Source organism: Methylicorpusculum sp. (assembly GCF_030651835.1).
Lineage (GTDB): Bacteria > Pseudomonadota > Gammaproteobacteria > Methylococcales > Methylomonadaceae > Methylicorpusculum.
On sequence record NZ_JAUSBX010000020.1, the window covers coordinates 17,315 to 36,199 of the forward strand.

The following is an 18,885-nucleotide window of genomic DNA, read 5'->3' on the forward strand; positions in this document are numbered from 1 at the left end:
TTGATTAAATCATTATTCGTAACTATTTCGAGGAGCAACAAAACCAAGTTGATGCTCCGTGTGGGTTGCTGCTTGTAAAAAGAAAGCCCAACCTATACTGAAAAATTACGATTATTCTAAAATTAATAAGAATGTCATTAGACCAAGTCAGCATGAAACTAAACTGAAAATCGGGACGTTTACAACGTAAACTTTATGATATGCCGGTTTTCAGTCTTTTTTACAGATAGGCAGGGGGCGCACGCGGGGAATGTGGAGTCAAAAACGCTCTATGTGCCGGCTTGGCATGAGCGGATAAATTGATGGTGTAACAAAAAACGGCCGTATAAGTTAAAAAAACGAATGTGGCAGTAATTAAGGCCTGTACGTCATGCTGACCTGGTGATGAGCTATTGAGGCCAAAGTCTATGACGATAGGCCGTTCATCGCCGGCATGATCGGGCAAATCGTCCGATGAAGGCGCTTCGGAAAAGAAGCTGAACTGTTCCAGACCGGGTAGATGAAGTCCGCTTGCGGGTTCTGCGGATGAGGTGTGTGCATGTAACAAAGGCGATACCAACTGCAGTATCGCCAGCGTAATAAACAGCCAGCGTCGGAAGATCAGGTTGAGTCCTGGTCGTCGTTGATGGCCGGGCATATCAGGCCGCATCACAGGTCATCATTTTACCCGCATACCAGGCACGGCTCCCGGATCGGGAGACAATAACCAGATATCCTTGCCCCCCGGTCCTGCTGCTATTACAATGCCTTCCGACATGCCGAAACGCATTTTTCGCGGCTGTAAATTCGCGACGACCAGTGTCAGTCTGCCAATTAAATCTTCGGGTGAGTAGGCCGATTTTATGCCGGCAAAGATATTGCGGGTTTCATCGCCGATATCGACGGTAAGCTGCAGCAGTTTATCCGCGCATTCGATAGGCTCTGCGTTAATGATTTTGGCAATCCGCAAATCCAGCTTGGCAAAATCGTCAAACGTGATGGGTTCGCTGATAGGGTCAAATTTTCTGGGTTTTGGCGTCTCTGTTTTTTGCAGATTTTCCTTGGAAGCGTCAACGACCGCGGCGATTTTTTCCGGGTCTACGCGTGTCATTAGCGGTTGAAACGGGTTGATGGTGTGTCCGGTTAATGGTTGGCTTTGATCCGGCCAGACCATTGGGTCAATATTCAGAAAAACTTCAGCATGTTGCGCCATCACCGGTAGAACGGGTTTCAAATAAGCGGCCAGCAAGCGAAAAAGATTGATGCCCATTGAGCTGACTTCGTGCAGTTCTGCTGCTCGCTCCGGTTCCTTGGCGATAAGCCAGGGTTTTTTCTCATCGATGTACTGATTGGCTTTGTCGGCCAAGGCCATAATCTCGCGCATGGCTTTGCCGAATTCGCGGGTTTCGTAATGTTCAGCGATGGATGTATTGGCTTCAATAAAAAGCTTGAACAATTCAGGTTCGGCGCAACGATCCGATAAAAGACCGCCAAATTGTTTATGAATAAAACCGCTGCAACGGCTGGCAATATTGACCACTTTACCGACCAGGTCGGAATTGACCCGTTGCGTAAAATCATCAAAACTGAGATCAATGTCATCGACCCCGGCACTGAGTTTGGCAGCGAAATAATAACGCAGATATTCCGGGTTTAAATGATCCAGGTAAGTACGGGCTTTAATGAATGTGCCGCGCGATTTGGACATTTTTTCGCCGTTGACGGTCAAAAAGCCATGCACAAAGATCGCACTGGGGGTTCTGAAGCCTGCGCCTTTGAGCATGGCGGGCCAGAACAGGGCATGAAAATAAACAATATCCTTGCCTATAAAGTGATAAAGCTCGGTAGGGCTGTTTTCTCCCCAAAACGCGTCAAAGTCCAATCCTTCGCGTTCGCAAAGATTTTTAAAGCTGGCCATATAGCCGATCGGAGCGTCCAGCCAGACATAAAAATATTTGCCCGGCGCATCAGGAATTTCAAAGCCGAAATAAGGCGCATCTCTGGAAATATCCCATTCATGCAGGTCGCCTTCCAGCCATTCATTGAGTTTGTTGGTCACCTCTTGCTGCAAATGACCGGCTTGGGTCCATTCCATCAGCATATCCTTGAAATCGCCTAGCTTAAAAAAGTAATGCAGCGATTCTTTTTCAATGGGTTTTTCACCGGATACGACTGAAACGGCGTTTTTGAGTTCGGTGGGTGAGTAAGTCGCACCGCAGGCTTCGCAGCTGTCGCCGTATTGATCTTTGGCACCGCATTTGGGACACTCACCTTTAATAAAACGATCCGGCAGAAACATGTTTTTAACCGGATCATAGGCCTGAACGATAGTGCGCGAACTGATATGACCGGCATCACGCAGACGTTCGTAAATCAGTGTCGATAAGACCTGATTTTCTTTTGAATGCGTACTGTGGAAATTATCAAAGGCTACGCCGAATGCGGTAAAATCGGCCAAATGCTCTTCCCATACACGGCCAATCAAGGCTTCAGGCGTAATACCTTCGCTGTCTGCACGCAGCATGATCGGTGTGCCGTGGGTATCATCGGCGCAGACGTAATAACAGGTGTTGTTTCTTTGTTTTTGAAAACGCACCCAGATATCGGTTTGAATATACTCCACCAGATGACCTAAATGGATAGGGCCATTGGCATAGGGCAGGGCGCTGGTAACTAGAATTTTTCTGTCAGGCATGATGTATGATATCGATCGTACTAAAGCATAAATTAATGCGGCATTATGTCACAAAACCCTGTCTTTCAGAGTAGGTCAATATCAAAAAGTGCGTTTTTAGTAAAAACAGGTAAAATGGGTTATTCTTGAGTATTTTACTTGGTTATTTATTTTATCTAATTACAACGGAGTAGACATGACAGCAATCAACCGGGCAGATGTGGAAAATCTGCTGCGAACGTTCATTGACCCCAATACCGATACGGATTTGGTGGCCCAAAAATCAGTTAAGCAGATTTCTATCGATGGGGCTGATGTTCATCTGGCGCTGGAGTTGGGTTATCCTGCCAAGCGTTACGCTGAGCAATTGAAAGAAGCTGTACGGGCGCATTTACAGAATTTGCCGGGCATAGGTTCGATTATGATTGATGTGTCGGTCAATATCATTTCGCATGCTGTTCAGCAGGGCTTGAAGCCCATTCCACAGGTGAAAAATATTATCGCGGTTGCTTCCGGCAAGGGAGGCGTCGGTAAATCGACGACAGCGGTGAATCTGGCGCTGGCCTTGGCGGCGGAAGGTGCGAATGTCGGCATTCTCGATGCGGATATCTACGGCCCCAGTATTCCGACAATGCTGGGTGTGTCGGGCTTTCCGGCGAGTGAGGACGGTAAAACCATGCAGCCCAAATTGTCCTTTGGCTTGCAAACCAATTCCATCGGTTTTCTTGTTGATCAGAATCAGCCGATGATCTGGCGCGGGCCAATGGTAACCAGTGCCTTGCAGCAACTTTTGAAGGAAACTCAGTGGTCTGACCTGGATTACCTGGTTATCGATTTACCCCCAGGCACCGGTGATATTCAATTGACGATGTCGCAGCAAATTCCGGTCAGCGGTGCGGTTATTGTGACGACGCCACAGGATATTGCGTTACTGGATGCCCAACGCGGCTTGGGCATGTTTGAGAAAGTCAATGTGCCTGTACTGGGGATTGTCGAGAATATGAGTATTCATATTTGCAGCCAGTGCGGACATGAAGAGCCGATTTTCGGTTCTGGCGGCGGTGTTGCGATGGCGGAAAAAAACAAAGTGCCGTTGCTGGGATCCTTGCCTTTAGATATTTCGATCCGACAGTTTGCCGATTCAGGCAGGCCGATCGTTGTGTCTGATCCTGATGGACGGCCCGCAACCATTTACCGTGAGATTGCACGAAAAGCTGCCGGTAGACTTGCGATAAGAGCCAAAGACTTCAGTTCTCGGTTCCCTACTATTGTGGTGCAAAATACATAATACATAAGGACTTCTGATTACTTAGAACCTTCAGCCAATGTGATTTGACTCAGAGTTCCCAGTTGGGTCTCGTTGTCTACCCGCCCGTCTTCTTGCTCGTGTGATAGAAACTGTTACCGATACGGTCAATGGGGGAGGCAAGCTTTCCAAAGGCCGAGGATTAGGCCTTGTTGCTCATTATAGTTTGTTGCGGTTCTGGTTGAGGTTGCCGTCACCGAGGATAGCAAATTAAGCGTACCCCGTATTGAGTTGGCCGTGGATTGCAGACCGCAGGTTAATCCGGAACCTATTCGTTCCCAAATTGAGGGAACCTGCATTATGGGGGGCAGTTTAGCCACGCTTGGCGAAATCAGTTTCAAGGAAGGCGTGGTGCTGCAGGAAAATTTTCATGCCTACCAGTTGATCCTTATGGATGATGCACCTCGCGAAATCCGGGTACATCCTCTTCCGTCCCCGTCTACGTCACACCGTTAGGCGGGGTAGGTGAGCCGGGTGTTCCTCCCATCGTGCCGGCATTGTGCAATGCCATTTTTGCCGCAACCGGTCAACGCATTCGCCAGTTACCTATCCGCGATCAATTGCGTAAAGACTGACCGGACGGACGATGTGCCGATAAAATAAAGCCGTGTCATAAATGACCCCTTTGTAGGATGTGGAGAGGAACGAACCGCATCTTTCGCGGTTCATGCTTGATCCAGCGAATCAAGGCTTCCGCGCATATCACTTTGTCGGTAATCAGCGATACCTTGGGTTGATAAAAATAGACAAATTCATCATTATTCAGACCGTCTAATATATTTTGTTCTGTAATCACAAACAGCATCGTCCTCAAATCTGAATAGGGAATTCAATAGGAATAACCGGTATGGACTGAGTTTGCTCAGTGGGTATTTCTCAGGCGTCGGTTGTTGCATTCGCCGCCTAACAGATTACAGTCCATTCAGCATCAGTGAACGTCCAGCTTGCGTCCGTTCAGTTTTTGTTCGGAACGAACATTGTCATGGTAAAACCTGCTGTTAAATGCCTTTATCTGTTGTTCCGATATTTCCAAAAGCTCTTGCAGAATAAACCACTGAACGCCCTCGCTGCAGGGCGGCGTAGTCAGAGATCCGGCATAAGTATAAAAATGTTGAGTATGCTTAGGCAGCAATCGATCAGGACGTATCAATAAAGCCGGATTAGCGGTTTGGCCTGCTTGAGTAGGTGCCTGATCAAGAATTTCCTGGAATGCGGCGTTAAAAGTGCCTGCCTTGATCAAGACAGCCACCACGGCCATCCGGCCATCGGCAGTACCATTGACGAAATGAATCTCCATGGGATAAGTAACCCCGTTTAAGAGATGTTCGCTAGGCGCATGAAAATGAAACTGGACCAGATCATACTGATTGTTGCCGAAAAACAGCGCGCCTTCCGCGATATTTGCCCGGATAGTGTGCCCATTATTCGTCAAACTGAGCGGTACTTCGATATAACTGGGTTGAAGTTCATCGATTTTATCAACGTTGATGACATTGCCCGGATCGATGTTCACCGGAGACTGCTTTTGACCGATGCCGCATTCCGCATAGGGAAAGGGGGGCTTGTACAATGGATCCTTTAATACGCTCCAGTCGGCTTGTTCTTCGTATGTCCAATGCGGATCGGCGTGACCGTCTGCAGCGAAGACGGAATTGGGCGTCAGGAGATAACTAAAAAATACCAGACTGAAGATAGGCGTAATCTTGCGGTTCATATCACGATAATTTGCCGGTTAAGGCCTAGGTCTTGTTAAAAGATATTGACGCCTGTTCGCCATGGCAGAGAGACGCTAACAAGTGTATCGGGGGTCTCTGCACTTTTCTAATAGACTGCGGCTTTTTCTAAATAAAACATGGCACGAAGTGCAGGTATTCGTGATGTTGTCCAAGGTTTCCGGAATACCTTGCAGTTGATGTTGGCGAGCCAATGTTTCCATTTGAACCGCGCTTAATCGCAACTTCTCGGCTAATGCGATAAAGGTGGCTTCCTCGTTTGGCTTGAGGTTGAGAGAGGGCATGGTTTCTATCATTGATTTTTCGCTGGCAGCCAGTTCTCCGGCAATCCGGGCAATTTCTTCAGTTTTGATCTGGCGTTCCTGGCCCAAACTAATTTCACTGCTCAGTTGGGCATAGACAAGGCTATTGATCTGCTGCATGACTTGCTGCAGACGGTTGTTTTGAACCGCATGCATGGCGGGTTCACCGGTATCGGGGGGCTCAGAGGCATGCGCGTTCTTTTTGGATGCAGGAGGGGGATCAGACGAGAGCTGTGCGTCGGGTGTTTCGATCCTTGATTCTGTGGAGCATGACATGATAGTAGGAAATATCATGAAAATAATAAGGAGGCGGATCATGTCATTCATTCCCAGTTTGAACTTTTAATGTGGTTTGGCGTAAGCCTTATCAGAAATGCCGTTGCCCGATCCCTGTTGCCGACAAGTTTTTTCATGACCAAATTGGGTATTGCCGGGATCATATAGGTTTCCTGTTAAAAACCGGGTTACTGCAGCAATTCTCAATTTGAAGAGAAAAAAGGGCTGGGTTAAGCTTTTTGAGGATGTCGGCAGCAGGGATGCTGCTGCCAAGCCCCCATGGAAGGGTTTACGGCGTTCCTCGAAAGGCTTTTCCCTGCCCAGAATGACGCTGAAAATAGCAAACTGGGAATTGCTGGGGTTACTGATCCATGGCTACAGAAAGCGCATCCGTGAGTCAGTGAGATTTTAACCAATCTTAATAGTGGCCTGCGGTAAAGGGATTCTCGAAGCTTTCCAGTACTTTGATGTAATTGATTCTTTCAAAAGCGCCGGGATCGGACACATTCTTTTTACTCATTACACCTTTTATCTCTTCCAGAGATTGATAGTCACGAGCGGTTAACCAGTGTTCCAGGCCGTCCACGAGCACCTGCAAAAATTGCGGCCCGTTTTTCATCAATGCTGAGGCCACCATGACCGTATCGGCTCCGGCGAGCAGATATTTGACTACTTCCACCGGCGAATGCACACCTCGGCTGGCGGCTAACGAAGCCTTTAGCTGGCCATGCAATACGGCAATCCACAGCAGCGGCAGTCTGATTTCATCAGGGCTGCTGTAGCTGGAGCGAGGGTCAACCTGCAATTTATCCAAATCAAAATCCGGTTGATAAAACCGGTTGAACAAGACCAGGGCGTCGGCCCCTGTTTCATCCAGACGTTTTGCCATATTGCCGATGGCGCTGAAAAAAGGGCTTAACTTAACGGCTACCGGTATTGTCACCGCTTTTTTGACGGCTTTTAAGATTTCAAAGTAGCGTTGTTCAATTTCTTGAGCGGTTAAACTGATGTCCGTAGGTAAAAAGTAAATATTTAATTCCAGCGCATGGGCGCCGGCATCTTGAATCAGTTTTGCATAATCAATCCAGCCGCTGTTGGTGATGCCGTTCAGACTGCCGATAATCGGAATATCGGTGCTTTCTACTGCTTTTCTGATCTTGTTGAGGTAGCGGTCAGAATCTTTAGGGCCATCAGAAATATGCGGAAAAAAATTAAGCGATTCGGCAAAGCTGTCCGAGCCCGATTCCAGGAAAAAATCGAAAGCATCGTTTTCCCGGCGAATCTGTTCTTCGAACAATGAATGCAGGACAACAGCCGAGGCCCCTGAATCTTCGAGTGTCTTGATTCCTGCTAGAGAATCGGACAAAGGGCAGGAAGACACCACAATCGGGTGCTTTAAAGTTAGTCCCATGTAACGGGTGGATAAGTCCATACGGGTTGCCTCTACTCGGAAAAGGTGGCGTCGGGATGAAACTGGCTACCCTTGCGGGTCGCCATTTGTTCGTAAATATCCCATTTCTGGTTAACCAGCTGTTGGGCCAGTTCTAGCATCCTATCCGCATCATCCGGATTGGTGCGTTGCAGCATTTTGTAGCGTAATTCGTTGTAAGCGTAATCTTTAAAAGCTCTGCGAGGTCTGGGCGAATCCAGGACAAATGGGTTTTTATCCGCCTGCCGGAGTGCCGGGTTGTAACGGACTAATGGCCAATAACCGGTAGCCGTAGCCAGTGCTTGTTGTTTCAAGCCGTTTTGCATGTTAATGCCATGTGCAATGCAGTGGCTGTAGGCCAGAATCAACGAAGGCCCCGGATAAGCTTCCGCTTCACGCATGGCCAGTAGCGTTTGTTGCGGATTCGCGCCCATCGCGATACGGGCAACATAGACATTGCCATAGGAGATGCCCTGCAGTGCGATATCCTTTTTGGCAACGGTCTTTCCGGCAGCGGCAAATTTTGCGACTGCGCCCAAGGGCGTGGATTTGGACATTTGGCCCCCGGTGTTTGAATAAACTTCAGTATCCATAACCAATACATTGACATCCCGACCGCTGGCCAGAATATGGTCGAGTCCCGCCGAACCGATGTCGTAAGCCCAGCCGTCGCCTCCCACAATCCAGATGCTGCGGCGGACCAGATGATCGGCTACCGACAAAAGATCACGAGCAGGCTCTGTGTCCAGATGCAATAGCACGGCTTTTAATTCAGCGACGCGTTCGCGTTGTATGCGAATTTCAGATTCTGTTTTCTGTCTGGCGTTGGTGATGTCGCGGATAAATCCTGATCCCAATTCCGCTTCAAACTGGCGGGTGAGTTGAACCGCAAGATCATGGTGTTTATCTGCGGTCAGCCGAAATCCGAAGCCGAATTCAGCGTTATCTTCGAATAATGAATTTGACCAGGCAGGGCCTCTGCCTTCATGATTTTTCGTCCAGGGCGTGGTCGGTAAATTTCCCCCGTAGATTGAAGAACAGCCGGTCGCATTGGCTACGATCAAACGGTCGCCAAACAATTGCGAGATGAGTTTGACATAAGGGGTTTCGCCGCAGCCGGCACAGGCACCCGAGAATTCAAACAAGGGTTCCAGGAATTGAGCACCGCGTATGGAAGAAAAATCGACTCGGGCTCTGTCGTTGACCGGTAAGGTTTCAAAAAAGCGGATGTTTTCTTTCTCAGACACCATGAGCGGTTCTTTATCTTTCATGTTGATCGCTTTAACGCCGCTTTCCTTAAGGCTTAAGGCCGGGCAAACGCTGACGCATAAATTACAGCCGGTGCAATCTTCCAGATAAATTTGTAAGGTGTAGCGGGTTTCGGGGAAGCCGCGCGCACTGATTGGCGCCGATTTGAAACTTGCCGGAGCAGAATCCAGCGCGCTTTGATGATAAAACTTGGCTCGGATGACGGAATGCGGACAAACAAAACTACAGTTGCCGCATTGTATGCAAAGATCCGGTTTCCATTCAGGGACAAAATCGGAAACATTGCGTTTTTCCCAGGCCGTTGTGCCCGATGGGTAAGTGCCGTCTATCGGCATTTCGCTGACGGCCAGATCATCACCTAAACCGGCAATCATTTTTGCGGTAACATTTTGCACAAATTCCGGTGCCTCGATCGGAATAATTGGCGGCATTGCCAGCGTGCTTGTCGCTGTTTCAGGAACAGTGACCTGATATAAATGCGCCAGTGTCTGATCGACGGCGGCGTAGTTCTTTAAAACAATTTCTTCGCCTTTTCTGCTGTAGGTTTTTTTAATCGCTTCCTTAATTTTGGCGATCGCCTCCGCTCGCGGCAATACCCCGGAAAGAGCAAAAAAACAGGTTTGCAGTATGGTGTTGACACGGCTGCCCATGCCGCTTTCGCGTGCTACGGTGGTGGCGTCGATGACATAGAAGGACAGGTTTTTGCCGATAATCTTGTCTTGCACATAGCGGGGCAAATGATTCCACACTTCTTCAGCAGGGAAGGGGCAATTCAAAAGAAAGACCGAGCCCTCTGCCGCCTTTGCGAGTATGTCGGTTTTGAACAGAAAATTGAATTGATGACAGCCGATGAATTGTGCCGATTGGACAAGATAGGGTGCGTGTATCGGGTCAGGGCCGAAACGCAAATGCGACACTGTTTGAGAGCCTGATTTCTTTGAATCATAGACAAAATAACCTTGAGCGAAAAAATCAGGGATATCACCAATGATTTTGATGGTGTTCTTATTGGCGCCAACCGTACCATCGGCTCCCAAACCATAAAATAATGCCGAGATGACATTATCCGGATCAATATTAAAGCCGGGGTCATAGTCCAGACTGGTATGGCCGACATCGTCGTTGATGCCTATCGTAAAGCGGTGCTTGGGCTTGTCTTTACTAAGCTCGTCAAAAATACCTTTCACCATGGCCGGGGTGAATTCTTTAGAAGACAAGCCATAACGGCCTCCGATGGTCCGGGGCAGGTTAGCTAATTCATCGGTAGTGAAAGCTTCCGTCAAGGTGTTAATGACATCATGAAGCAAAGGTTCACCGGTGGATCCGGGGGTTTTACAACGGTCCAGCACGGCAATTTTAAGGGTGGTGCCGGGTACAACCGCTAAAAACGCTTTTTCGTCAAAAGGCAGATAGAGGCGCACATGGATCACGCCCACTTTTTCGCCGAGAGCAACCAAAGCCTTGACGGTTTGTTTGACCGTTTCGGCGGCTGAACCCATGATCACGATAATGCGTTCGGCATCCTCTGCGCCTGTATATTCAAACAACTGATAATGGCGGCCGGTTAACTCGGCGAATTTGTCCATGGTCTTTTGGACGATGGCCGGTGTTTGCTGATAAAAAGGATTGACTGTTTCACGCGCCTGAAAATAGACATCCGGGTTTTGCGCTGTACCCCTGATAAACGGGTTATCCGGATTCAAGCCTCTGGCTCTGTGTTCCCTGACTTTTATCGGGTCTATCATGGTGCGAATTTGCTGGTCGTCCAACAATGCGATTTTGTTAACTTCGTGAGAAGTACGAAAACCATCAAAAAAATGAATGAAGGGAATCCGTGCTTCCAGCGTCGCAGCCTGGGCAATCAGGGCCATGTCGTGGGCTTCCTGAACCGAACTGGAACCTAATTGGGCAAAGCCGGTATCACGGACAGCCATGACATCCGAATGGTCACCAAAAATCGACAATCCCTGAGCGGCCAATGAGCGGGCGGCAACATGAAAAACCGTCGAGGTCAGTTCCCCGGCGATCTTATACATGTTCGGGATCATCAGCAATAAGCCTTGCGATGCGGTGTAAGTCGTCGTCAATGCGCCTGTTTGCAGTGCCCCGTGAACGGCTCCTGCGGCACCGCCTTCGCTCTGCATTTCGGCAATAAGAGGAATGTTGCCCCAGATATTGGTTTTGCCTTCGCTGGCCCACTGATCAGCCCATTCGGCCATGGTCGAGGACGGCGTGATAGGATAAATTGCGCAGACTTCATTGGTTCTATAAGCCACATACGCAACTGCTTCATTGCCGTCGACAGTAACAAGTTGTTGTTCAGTCATTGCTTAAGCTCCCTGTTCAGATTGCATTTCTATGGCATGGCACGGGCATTGTTCGAAACAGACGGCACACCCGGTACATTTTTCATAATCAAAGCGGTAACGATTTCCAGGGCCTAACTTAACCACGGCAGTTTCCGGACAGGAACCATAGCAGCCGTCACATTCAAAGCAATTGCCGCAAGAATAACAGCGCTGCGCTTCAAAAGTGGCATCGGCAGCCGCAAGTCCCGAGACAATTTCAGTGAAGCTTCCGGCGCGTTGCTCGGAGTTCAGCATGCCCTGGGTTTTTTGGTCGGCGTCCGTCGAATACCAGGTGTGGAGGTTCTCATGGCTGACCAGGTCATGTTTTGGCTGCTGGGTATAGCGGCTGTTGCTCAGCCAGGCATCAATGTGCCGGGCTGCCTTTTTGCCGTGGCCGACGGCGACCGTAACAGTCCGTTCGCTGGGCACCATGTCGCCTCCGGCAAAGATGCCGCTGGACCCGGTTTGCATGGTCGAGTCCACGATAACGGTGCCGTCATCTTTATAATCGATTTCGGGCACGGCTTGTAAAAATCCTGTGTCCGTTTCCTGGCCGACGGCCAGAATCAGCGAATCCGCTTCCAATGTCTCGTATTGCCCTGTCGGTTGCGGGCGGCCACTCTTGTCAATGGTCATGACCTCTACGGTCAATGACGTTCCGTCCATTTCCTTGATCGTCCGCAGCCAGTTGATTTTGACACCTTCTTCCAGCGCTTCATCCGCTTCGAAGTCATGCGCGGGCATATGTTCGCGGTCCCTGCGGTAGATAATCAAGGCCTCTTCTGCGCCAAGCCGTTTGGCGGTTCGGGCGGCATCCATCGCGGTATTGCCGCCGCCGTAAATAGCCACTTTCCGGCCAATTTTTGGGGCGTTACCTGCCGCAACCTCACGTAAAAAAGTTACGGCATCCAGCATTTTTGAGGCTTCTCTGGCCGGTATGTCGACGCGTTTGCTCAAATGTGCACCGACAGCGACGAATACCGCGTCGAAATGACCTTCCTTTTTATCGGCTAACAGATTGTTAACTTTGCGATTCAGGATGATTTCGACGCCTAAAGATTCTATGCGGGCAATTTCCTGGTCTAGTTCTTTACGCGGTAAACGGTAAGTAGGAATTCCAAATCGCATCATGCCGCCTGCGACAGGCCCCGCTTCGTAAATGACCGCTTTATGTCCTTTTCTGGCCAAATGATAGGCGGCTGATAAACCACTGGGTCCGGCGCCGATAATCAACACACGTTTGCCGCTGGGCGCGGCGTCGGATTCAATGTTCCAGCCTTCGGCAACCGCCATATCGCCGAGAAAGCGTTCAACCGCATGAATACTGACGGCGCTATCATAATGCGAGCGGTTGCAGCTGGTTTCGCAAGGGTGATAGCAGACACGGCCATGCACGGAAGGCAGAGGGTTGTCCTGCATGATGACCTGCCAAGCCTGCTTGAAGTGACCGGCTTGGACTAAAGCCAGCCAAGCTTGAATGTTCTCACCCGCCGGGCAGGCATTGTTGCAAGGAGGTAAAAAGTCTTTGTAAACAGGTCGTTGACTGCGAATTGCACCCGTACCCAGTTCGTGACTTTGAAGATTAGCCGGACGCGTGACATCAGAAGGATTCTTGCTCATTAGGTCAGCTCAATTGTTTGATTTGGAGAAATCAGCTTTAGGAAAAGTTTCCATGAAATAGTTGGTTGCGGACAGGGCTAATCAAAGCTAAACCCGGTCTTCATTGCCGGAGGGCATGTAATGCTTGATAATTCGTAACTACTCACCCGCTTTGAATTTTGGATGTAGGTCATTGATTTCAAAGGACGCGTGAATTCGTCCATGAAGCTCTCTGCAACATCCCTGTTGCAGAAGCCTTTTCAATCAATCACCTACACCCCCATTAAATCGAAAGGGGTGAACAGATACGATAATTCCGGCAATTATTGTAATTCCAGTAATCAGAGGAACGCATTAAGAGCAACTGAAGAGCGGAAATACCATAAATTAATAAGAGAGTTTAATTCATACGAAATGGGAATGTAAGTAACATATTTTATGAGGTTACTTAATTGGGTCACGGCTTGATTTGCGCGTACGTAATGAATTTACTTTTCGGCTAAAACAAATGGACTTTAGGCAAAGCCTTTGCCTGGTTATCCAATGAAAATCAGAGGGGTATTGGTAATTTGACAGATCAAGATGCCTGTCTATTTTTGTAGTCGATAAAGCAGTATCTCCCACCTGCGCCGTAACACGCTATCGTCCTTGAACCGACGGTTCAAGTGGGAACTCAATCTACTTATCAGGCTCCCCGAATAAACGGGTATGCACACCAATGTAGAAATCAGCTCCCGGGGTAAATATAGGTTCAGGAAACACCCAGCACATCCTCGAACGCTGTAGGAGATACGTGCAGCTATTCTAGCGCGTTTCTGAATTTTCCAAAACGTTTTCTATTTTTCCGCTCAATTTGATCAGGGTTTCTGTGAGGTTTCTCTCAAGTTCCCGGTTGCGGGTTTCTGCAATGTGTAATTCATGTGCCAGATTAAGGGCGGCCATCACCGCTATTCTATCCGTGCCGACCACTTTGCCGGAGTCTCTGATTTTGCGCATCTGATTGTCGAGCTGGCGTGCTGACTCAAGCAGACCGGTTTGTTCGTCAGGCGCGCAGGCAATTTTATATTCTTTGCTCAGTATGTTGATGGTAATTGCTGATACATTTTTGTTCATGCGCCGTGCTCCATTGCTTTTAACCGGGATATCATAGCTTCGACCCGGGTTCTGGCCAGGCTGGTTTTTTCGAGTAATTTGGCTTTTTGACGAACCAGTTCTTCTTGTTTGATTTTGAGCGAGTTATTTTCGTTTTTTAATGAATTGTATTGCTCTATGAGTTGATCCAGCTTGTCTTCCAGATCTTTCAATTCAAGGGACTGATCATTTTCAGGATGTGTCATGGCAGTGATTGTCTGTAAAAGCTTGGAAAAAAGTAATATCCCGTCTCAATTACAACACGAGACTAATTCGGCACTCAAGCCGATCAAAGGAAGTCTATGGTAACAAAAATATGACTTTTCAAGTATCATTCGTAAGAAAATCAAGCGCATTTTTGTTTAGCCCTACTTCCCGTCATTACTTATGGATTATCACGTTTTTGAATCTCTTTTTGTCACTGCCGGCACTAATTGTTCGGTGGCCGAGGCCCATGGCCTGGCAACCGGAATGTTATGTGTCGATGAGCGCGCAGATGCGGCCAATTGGTTAACCGAATTGTTTGATGAGGATGCAGACAGCGATTCTTCGGCTTTCAGCAAATTTTTTGAAAAGACCCGCGCCGCCATAACCAGCGATGACTACCGTTTTGACTTGTTGTTGCCGGAAGACATTGATGATCTTGAAGAACAGGTCGAGGCACTGCGCGATTGGTGTCAGGGCTTTTTGTTTGGCGTCGGTTATTCCGGAGGATCAGGCGCATGGCCTGGAGAAATCAGTGAAATTCTGAAGGATATTGTTGAAATTACCAAAATCGAAGCCGGTCAAAGCATCAGTGGTGATGCAGTTAAAGACGATCAGGATGCAAAAGATGAAGAGGACAGGGCGGCTTTCATAGAGATCAATGAGTATCTTCGTGCCTCGGTTTACATGATACGCGAAGAATTTCTCAGTCGCGCGGAAAGCGCTCCCCATTGAAGTAAGCCGGAGTCTTGATATTCTGTTGATTGCCTGCTCGAAGCCTAAGCCCTTTGGCCTGACTTTATTCAGCAAAAACTACCGGATTATTACAGGTACAGTCATTAACCCCCTCATGACAATTAACTAAATGAAACAAGTTGAATTTAAAAAACGCCGCAAGCAGTTGATGAAGCGAATCGGTCAGGGAAATATCGGGCTGATAGGCAGCGCATCCGAACAGACACGTAATCGTGATGTCAGTTATCCATTTAGACAGGACAGTGATTTTTATTATTTGACGGGGTTTAATGAGCCTGAAGCTCTGGCGGTGTTTATTCCCGGAAGACCTCAAGGCGAGTACATCCTGTTCTGCAGGGAGTTTGATGAAAAGAAAGCCTTGTGGGAAGGCGCGCATGCCGGATTGATGGGCGCTACCAAAGATTATCAGGCCGATGATGCTTTTCCGATTGATGACATCGATGACATTTTGCCCGGATTACTGGAAAACAAAGGCAAGGTTTTTTATCCGATGGGACGCGACAGCGACCTTGACCATAGCTTGATGGACTGGATCAATCATTTGCGAGGTCAAACACGGTCAGGCATCAGTGCGCCCATGGAATTGGTGTCGCTGGAGCATATTGTTCATGAAATGCGGCTTATAAAAAGCCCGGCCGAGCTTAAGCTTATGCGAAAAGCGGCGGAAATTTCAGCGCAGGCTCATGTCAAGGCCATGCAATTCAGCCGTCCCGGATTATTCGAATATCAAGTGGAAGCTGAAATCGTTCATCATTTTATGAACAACGGTTTAAGAGCGGTGGCCTACCCTTCGATAGTCGCCGCAGGCAAGAATGCCTGTACCTTGCATTACACGGAAAATGCAGACTCGCTTAAAGCCGGAGACTTGTTGCTGATCGATGCCGGTGCCGAGTGCGACCATTATGCCGCCGACATCACCCGTACATTCCCGGTGTCAGGGCAATTTAATGAGCCGCAAAAACAGTTGTATCAGTTGGTTTTGGATGCTCAGTATGCGGCCATTGCCGAAATCAAGCCGGGTACTCCGTGGAATATAGCTCATGAGGCTTCAGTTTCGGTTTTGACCAAAGGACTGGTTAAACTGGGCCTGCTAAAAGGCCGCACCGCCAAGTTGATTAAAGATGAAGCCTACAAAGCTTTTTACATGCACCGGATCGGCCATTGGTTAGGTATGGATGTGCACGATGTCGGCGACTATAAAATTAACGATGAATGGCGATTATTGGAACCGGGCATGGTCTTGACCATTGAACCGGGGTTGTACATTCCCAGCGACTGCGCGACGGTAGATGAGCAGTGGCGAGGAATCGGCATCCGTATAGAAGACGATGTTTTGGTTACTGAAGACGGCCACGAAATTTTAACCAGTCTGGTGCCCAAGTCCGTTGAAGCGATAGAAGCGCTGATGCAGGCTGCCTGATGAGAAGCGATTACGATGTATTGATTGCCGGAGGCGGATTGGCTGGTAATTGTCTGGCTTTGGCATTGAAAGACTCCGGCTTGAATATCGCGATTGTCGAAGCGCAAACCCTCAAACAGCTTCAAGAATCTCCCGCCGGTGACCGAGCGTTGGCGCTGGCGAGCGGAACGGTCGAGCTTTTGGAGGACTTGGGCATTTGGCACGGCATCCGTGAAATGGCCACGCCCATCGTTAATATTCATGTGTCGGATCAGGGGCATTTCGGAAAAACACGTCTGGCCGCTCAAAAAGAAAATGTAGCGGCGCTGGGCTATGTGATACGAGCCAGAGACATAGAAACCCATGTGGCCAAGCTGGTCGATGAGGCCGGTATTACCTTGATCTGCCCGGCACGCGTTGCCGGATTGATGAGTACTGAGTTCGACATCGGCGTCAGTGTCAAAGCCGGCAACGAATCGCATGCGTTGACGGCTTTGTTACTGGTCGGTGCAGATGGCGGCAACTCTTCGGTACGCAAGTTGCTGGATATCGATCAAGACATCACTGAATATGGCCAGACCGCACTGGTTGCCACGATAAGCTGCAGTTTGCCGCATCAAAATATCGCCTTCGAACGCTTCACGTCTTCGGGTCCTTTGGCTTTATTGCCGATGGAAGGTCAAACTTGTGCCCTCGTCTGGACGCGCAAACACGAAGAAGCGGAATATCTTAAAGACTGCAGTGAACCAGAATTTATCGAGCGCTTACACGATTGTTTCGGTTATCGGCTGGGTGAATTAAGTTTATCTGCACCGAGGCGGGCATTTCCATTAAGTCTGATCCGTGCTGAAGCGATGGTTTCCGGGCGAGCAGTCATCATCGGCAATGCGGTTCATCAATTGCATCCTGTCGCTGGACAGGGCTTTAACCTGGGTCTGAGAGATGTGGTTCAACTGGCTGACACGCTGTTGCATCAAATTGAGATAAACGGAGATATCGGTGATCCGGACGTACTCAAACAATATGCTGATACCCGGCAGCAGGATTTATCAAAAGTGATCGGTTTTACCCATACACTGGTCAGCGTTTTTTCAAACCAGTGGGCGCCATTAGCGCTGGTCAGAAATCTGGGCTTGGCTTTGCTGGACATTGCCCCCTCGGGAAAAAGCTTGTTGACCCGACATGCAATGGGTCTGGCAAGCCAATTGCCCCGGCTGGGCAAAAATCGTTGAACCTGGCATGACCCGGAAATTTGCTCATATCTCGGATTGTAGTTTTGTAGAACTGTAGGGCGTTATCGCGATAGCAAAACGCCAACACGCTTTAAAGCAATGGCGGATTGCCTCTGCGAATCCGCCTTACGGGTTAACTGCTTTTAGGCCAACGATTCGGATTTCTTGCATCATGCACGACCGCCAACACATGGACTAAATTACTACGCACGACAAAAAACAAACCGAATGGAAATCGTGGGATGAGTGCGCGGCGAACACCTGGTATTATCTCAGCATATAGTAATGGTGATTGCTCCAGCCGTTTTAGCTGCAGTTCTATTGCGGCAATAAATTCTTCACCGAGTCCTGAGCTCTGTGACTCGTACCATTCTTGGGCTTCGCCCGTTTCACGTAAGGCTCGTGAAGAAAACTTCAGGCGGTACGCCATGAGCCATCTTTTAGGCGTGACTTTACCTGATCCCAGGAATAACCAGCCTCTGGATTTTTCTCGAACTCAATCATGCGTAGTTCCAGTTCGGCTTTAAGCTCTGGTGAAACTTCGACAGCTTCAGGTACTGCTGCAACGCTGTCCCAGATAAGCTCAACCAGCCGAATGCGCTCCTGTACCGGAAGCTCAAGAATATCGGTAATAGAGATGTTGTTCATTATGGACACTGTACCCTTTCGTTAAAAATCAAAAGCGAAGCTTATAAGCTACCCGACAATTTAAGTTTTTCCATGACTAGCTCGTCAACTTGATTATTTGGTGTGCCACCGTTCAAAATATGTTGCGCAGCCCAAACATAGTTTTTAAAGGACGGATAGTCGCCATTTAGCTTCTTAACGATTTCGATAGCCATTTCCGCCATATACTCTTTTTGCTCCTGAGTGTATCTCTTGCTCATTAGTTCTGCACCTAATATTAACCGAAAAACAATCCCCGAATAGCCCGGAACCAGATCTACGCTGGCAAGTAATGATCCAGGTCTTGCAAACCATACTTTTCTTTTCATCTTGCTGTCAACAATGAGCTTCAAAACCCGATTTATCAACCATTTGATTGAACTTTTACGCCCCTTAAACAGATCGGTATCTCTTCAGTGAGATAAATGCGAAGAGCAACAAAATCCATCGCTCGCCTTATTTGCCTGCCGATAACTTCGGCGGTTTCACCTCGAAGTGTTATCTCTTGCGGCGCCTCTTTACCCGATAATTTCAATCATTTCGACTATTTTGAAAAGTTTTAACAGCCCTTTTCTAGTTCGA

Annotated in this window: 17 protein-coding genes and 1 other RNA gene; 5 read left to right on the forward strand and 13 right to left on the reverse strand. The window is 48.5% G+C overall.

Features of this window, described 5'->3' with window-relative positions:
- Positions 1 to 220: 220 nt before the first annotated feature.
- Together Q7V32_RS02385 and metG are read right to left on the reverse strand one after the other, a co-directional pair.
- Entirely contained in the window at positions 221 to 649 is a 429-nt protein-coding gene (locus Q7V32_RS02385; RefSeq protein ID WP_304895393.1) for a hypothetical protein, read from the reverse strand.
- Positions 650 to 658: 9 nt separating this feature from the next.
- Entirely contained in the window at positions 659 to 2,674 is a 2,016-nt protein-coding gene (gene metG / locus Q7V32_RS02390) for a methionine--tRNA ligase (RefSeq protein ID WP_304895394.1), read from the reverse strand.
- Between the two features lie 175 nt (positions 2,675 to 2,849).
- Here metG and apbC point away from each other — a divergent pair, with 175 nt between their 5' ends.
- Complete coding sequence (gene apbC / locus Q7V32_RS02395) at positions 2,850 to 3,941, forward strand: iron-sulfur cluster carrier protein ApbC (RefSeq protein ID WP_304895395.1); 1,092 nt, start codon at positions 2,850 to 2,852, stop codon at positions 3,939 to 3,941.
- A 249-nt stretch (positions 3,942 to 4,190) separates the two neighbouring features.
- A complete protein-coding gene (locus Q7V32_RS02400) occupies positions 4,191 to 4,415 on the forward strand; it encodes a molybdopterin cofactor-binding domain-containing protein (RefSeq protein ID WP_304895396.1) in 225 nt (74 codons plus the stop codon).
- Positions 4,416 to 4,887: 472 nt separating this feature from the next.
- On the opposite strand, the gene Q7V32_RS02405 is transcribed toward Q7V32_RS02400, so the two are convergent.
- The 8 genes from Q7V32_RS02405 to Q7V32_RS02440 all read right to left on the reverse strand — a co-directional run bounded on the left by Q7V32_RS02405 (position 4,888) and on the right by Q7V32_RS02440 (position 14,252).
- Positions 4,888 to 5,673, reverse strand: coding sequence for a carbonic anhydrase (locus tag Q7V32_RS02405; RefSeq protein ID WP_304895397.1), 786 nt, complete (start codon positions 5,671 to 5,673; stop codon positions 4,888 to 4,890).
- Positions 5,674 to 5,748: 75 nt separating this feature from the next.
- Positions 5,749 to 6,270 carry a hypothetical protein gene (locus Q7V32_RS02410; RefSeq protein WP_304895398.1) on the reverse strand — a complete coding sequence of 174 codons (522 nt, stop codon included), beginning with the start codon at positions 6,268 to 6,270 and terminating at the stop codon, positions 5,749 to 5,751.
- Positions 6,271 to 6,688: 418 nt separating this feature from the next.
- Positions 6,689 to 7,702 carry a dihydroorotate dehydrogenase-like protein gene (locus Q7V32_RS02415; protein ID WP_304895399.1) on the reverse strand — a complete coding sequence of 338 codons (1,014 nt, stop codon included), beginning with the start codon at positions 7,700 to 7,702 and terminating at the stop codon, positions 6,689 to 6,691.
- A gap of 11 nt (positions 7,703 to 7,713) precedes the next feature.
- Positions 7,714 to 11,295 carry a pyruvate:ferredoxin (flavodoxin) oxidoreductase gene (gene nifJ, locus Q7V32_RS02420; RefSeq protein ID WP_304895400.1) on the reverse strand — a complete coding sequence of 1,194 codons (3,582 nt, stop codon included), beginning with the start codon at positions 11,293 to 11,295 and terminating at the stop codon, positions 7,714 to 7,716.
- Positions 11,296 to 11,298: 3 nt separating this feature from the next.
- Positions 11,299 to 12,936 (reverse strand): NAD(P)-binding protein, encoded by a 1,638-nt coding sequence (locus Q7V32_RS02425; protein WP_304895401.1) that lies wholly within the window; start codon positions 12,934 to 12,936, stop codon positions 11,299 to 11,301.
- A gap of 592 nt (positions 12,937 to 13,528) precedes the next feature.
- Positions 13,529 to 13,707, reverse strand: a non-coding RNA gene (gene ssrS, locus Q7V32_RS02430) — 6S RNA.
- 12 nt (positions 13,708 to 13,719) lie between these two features.
- Positions 13,720 to 14,028, reverse strand: a complete 309-nt coding sequence (locus tag Q7V32_RS02435; protein WP_304895402.1) for a cell division protein ZapA — start codon at positions 14,026 to 14,028, stop codon at positions 13,720 to 13,722.
- On the reverse strand, positions 14,025 to 14,252 hold the full coding sequence (locus Q7V32_RS02440; protein ID WP_304895403.1) for a TIGR02449 family protein: 228 nt from the start codon (positions 14,250 to 14,252) through the stop codon (positions 14,025 to 14,027). The genes Q7V32_RS02435 and Q7V32_RS02440 overlap by 4 nt, the downstream gene beginning before the upstream one ends.
- 181 nt (positions 14,253 to 14,433) lie before the next feature.
- Here Q7V32_RS02440 and Q7V32_RS02445 point away from each other — a divergent pair, with 181 nt between their 5' ends.
- The 3 genes from Q7V32_RS02445 to ubiH all read left to right on the forward strand — a co-directional run bounded on the left by Q7V32_RS02445 (position 14,434) and on the right by ubiH (position 17,637).
- Complete coding sequence (locus tag Q7V32_RS02445; RefSeq protein WP_304895404.1) at positions 14,434 to 14,985, forward strand: UPF0149 family protein; 552 nt, start codon at positions 14,434 to 14,436, stop codon at positions 14,983 to 14,985.
- A gap of 130 nt (positions 14,986 to 15,115) precedes the next feature.
- A complete protein-coding gene (pepP, locus tag Q7V32_RS02450) occupies positions 15,116 to 16,426 on the forward strand; it encodes a Xaa-Pro aminopeptidase (RefSeq protein ID WP_304895405.1) in 1,311 nt (436 codons plus the stop codon).
- The gene (ubiH, locus tag Q7V32_RS02455; RefSeq protein WP_304895406.1) at positions 16,426 to 17,637 is read left to right on the forward strand and encodes a 2-octaprenyl-6-methoxyphenyl hydroxylase; all 1,212 of its coding nucleotides are present in this window, start codon (positions 16,426 to 16,428) and stop codon (positions 17,635 to 17,637) included. Before pepP ends, ubiH begins: the two co-directional genes overlap by 1 nt.
- Positions 17,638 to 17,770: 133 nt before the next feature.
- On the opposite strand, the gene Q7V32_RS02460 is transcribed toward ubiH, so the two are convergent.
- Genes Q7V32_RS02460 through Q7V32_RS02470 form a run of 3 tightly spaced genes read right to left on the reverse strand, consistent with a single transcriptional unit; the run spans position 17,771 to position 18,632 of the window.
- A complete protein-coding gene (locus tag Q7V32_RS02460) occupies positions 17,771 to 18,067 on the reverse strand; it encodes a type II toxin-antitoxin system RelE/ParE family toxin (protein WP_304895407.1) in 297 nt (98 codons plus the stop codon).
- Positions 18,052 to 18,285, reverse strand: a complete 234-nt coding sequence (locus tag Q7V32_RS02465; protein WP_304895408.1) for an addiction module protein — start codon at positions 18,283 to 18,285, stop codon at positions 18,052 to 18,054. Before Q7V32_RS02465 ends, Q7V32_RS02460 begins: the two co-directional genes overlap by 16 nt.
- A gap of 41 nt (positions 18,286 to 18,326) precedes the next feature.
- Complete coding sequence (locus Q7V32_RS02470; protein ID WP_304895409.1) at positions 18,327 to 18,632, reverse strand: hypothetical protein; 306 nt, start codon at positions 18,630 to 18,632, stop codon at positions 18,327 to 18,329.
- Positions 18,633 to 18,885: the final 253 nt, after the last annotated feature.

Bases quoted from the DNA above. Each gene is read 5' to 3' on its own strand.
- Q7V32_RS02385 (WP_304895393.1), bottom strand. From the start codon at position 649: ATGCGGCCTGATATGCCCGGCCATCAACGACGACCAGGACTCAACCTG.
- metG (WP_304895394.1), bottom strand. From the start codon at position 2,674: ATGCCTGACAGAAAAATTCTAGTTACCAGCGCCCTGCCCTATGCCAAT.
- apbC (WP_304895395.1), top strand. From the start codon at position 2,850: ATGACAGCAATCAACCGGGCAGATGTGGAAAATCTGCTGCGAACGTTC.
- Q7V32_RS02405 (WP_304895397.1), bottom strand. From the start codon at position 5,673: ATGAACCGCAAGATTACGCCTATCTTCAGTCTGGTATTTTTTAGTTAT.
- Q7V32_RS02410 (WP_304895398.1), bottom strand. From the start codon at position 6,270: ATGTCATGCTCCACAGAATCAAGGATCGAAACACCCGACGCACAGCTC.
- Q7V32_RS02415 (WP_304895399.1), bottom strand. From the start codon at position 7,702: ATGGACTTATCCACCCGTTACATGGGACTAACTTTAAAGCACCCGATT.
- nifJ (WP_304895400.1), bottom strand. From the start codon at position 11,295: ATGACTGAACAACAACTTGTTACTGTCGACGGCAATGAAGCAGTTGCG.
- Q7V32_RS02425 (WP_304895401.1), bottom strand. From the start codon at position 12,936: ATGAGCAAGAATCCTTCTGATGTCACGCGTCCGGCTAATCTTCAAAGT.
- Q7V32_RS02435 (WP_304895402.1), bottom strand. From the start codon at position 14,028: ATGAACAAAAATGTATCAGCAATTACCATCAACATACTGAGCAAAGAA.
- Q7V32_RS02440 (WP_304895403.1), bottom strand. From the start codon at position 14,252: ATGACACATCCTGAAAATGATCAGTCCCTTGAATTGAAAGATCTGGAA.
- Q7V32_RS02445 (WP_304895404.1), top strand. From the start codon at position 14,434: ATGGATTATCACGTTTTTGAATCTCTTTTTGTCACTGCCGGCACTAAT.
- pepP (WP_304895405.1), top strand. From the start codon at position 15,116: ATGAAACAAGTTGAATTTAAAAAACGCCGCAAGCAGTTGATGAAGCGA.
- ubiH (WP_304895406.1), top strand. From the start codon at position 16,426: ATGAGAAGCGATTACGATGTATTGATTGCCGGAGGCGGATTGGCTGGT.
- Q7V32_RS02460 (WP_304895407.1), bottom strand. From the start codon at position 18,067: ATGGCGTACCGCCTGAAGTTTTCTTCACGAGCCTTACGTGAAACGGGC.
- Q7V32_RS02465 (WP_304895408.1), bottom strand. From the start codon at position 18,285: ATGAACAACATCTCTATTACCGATATTCTTGAGCTTCCGGTACAGGAG.
- Q7V32_RS02470 (WP_304895409.1), bottom strand. From the start codon at position 18,632: ATGAAAAGAAAAGTATGGTTTGCAAGACCTGGATCATTACTTGCCAGC.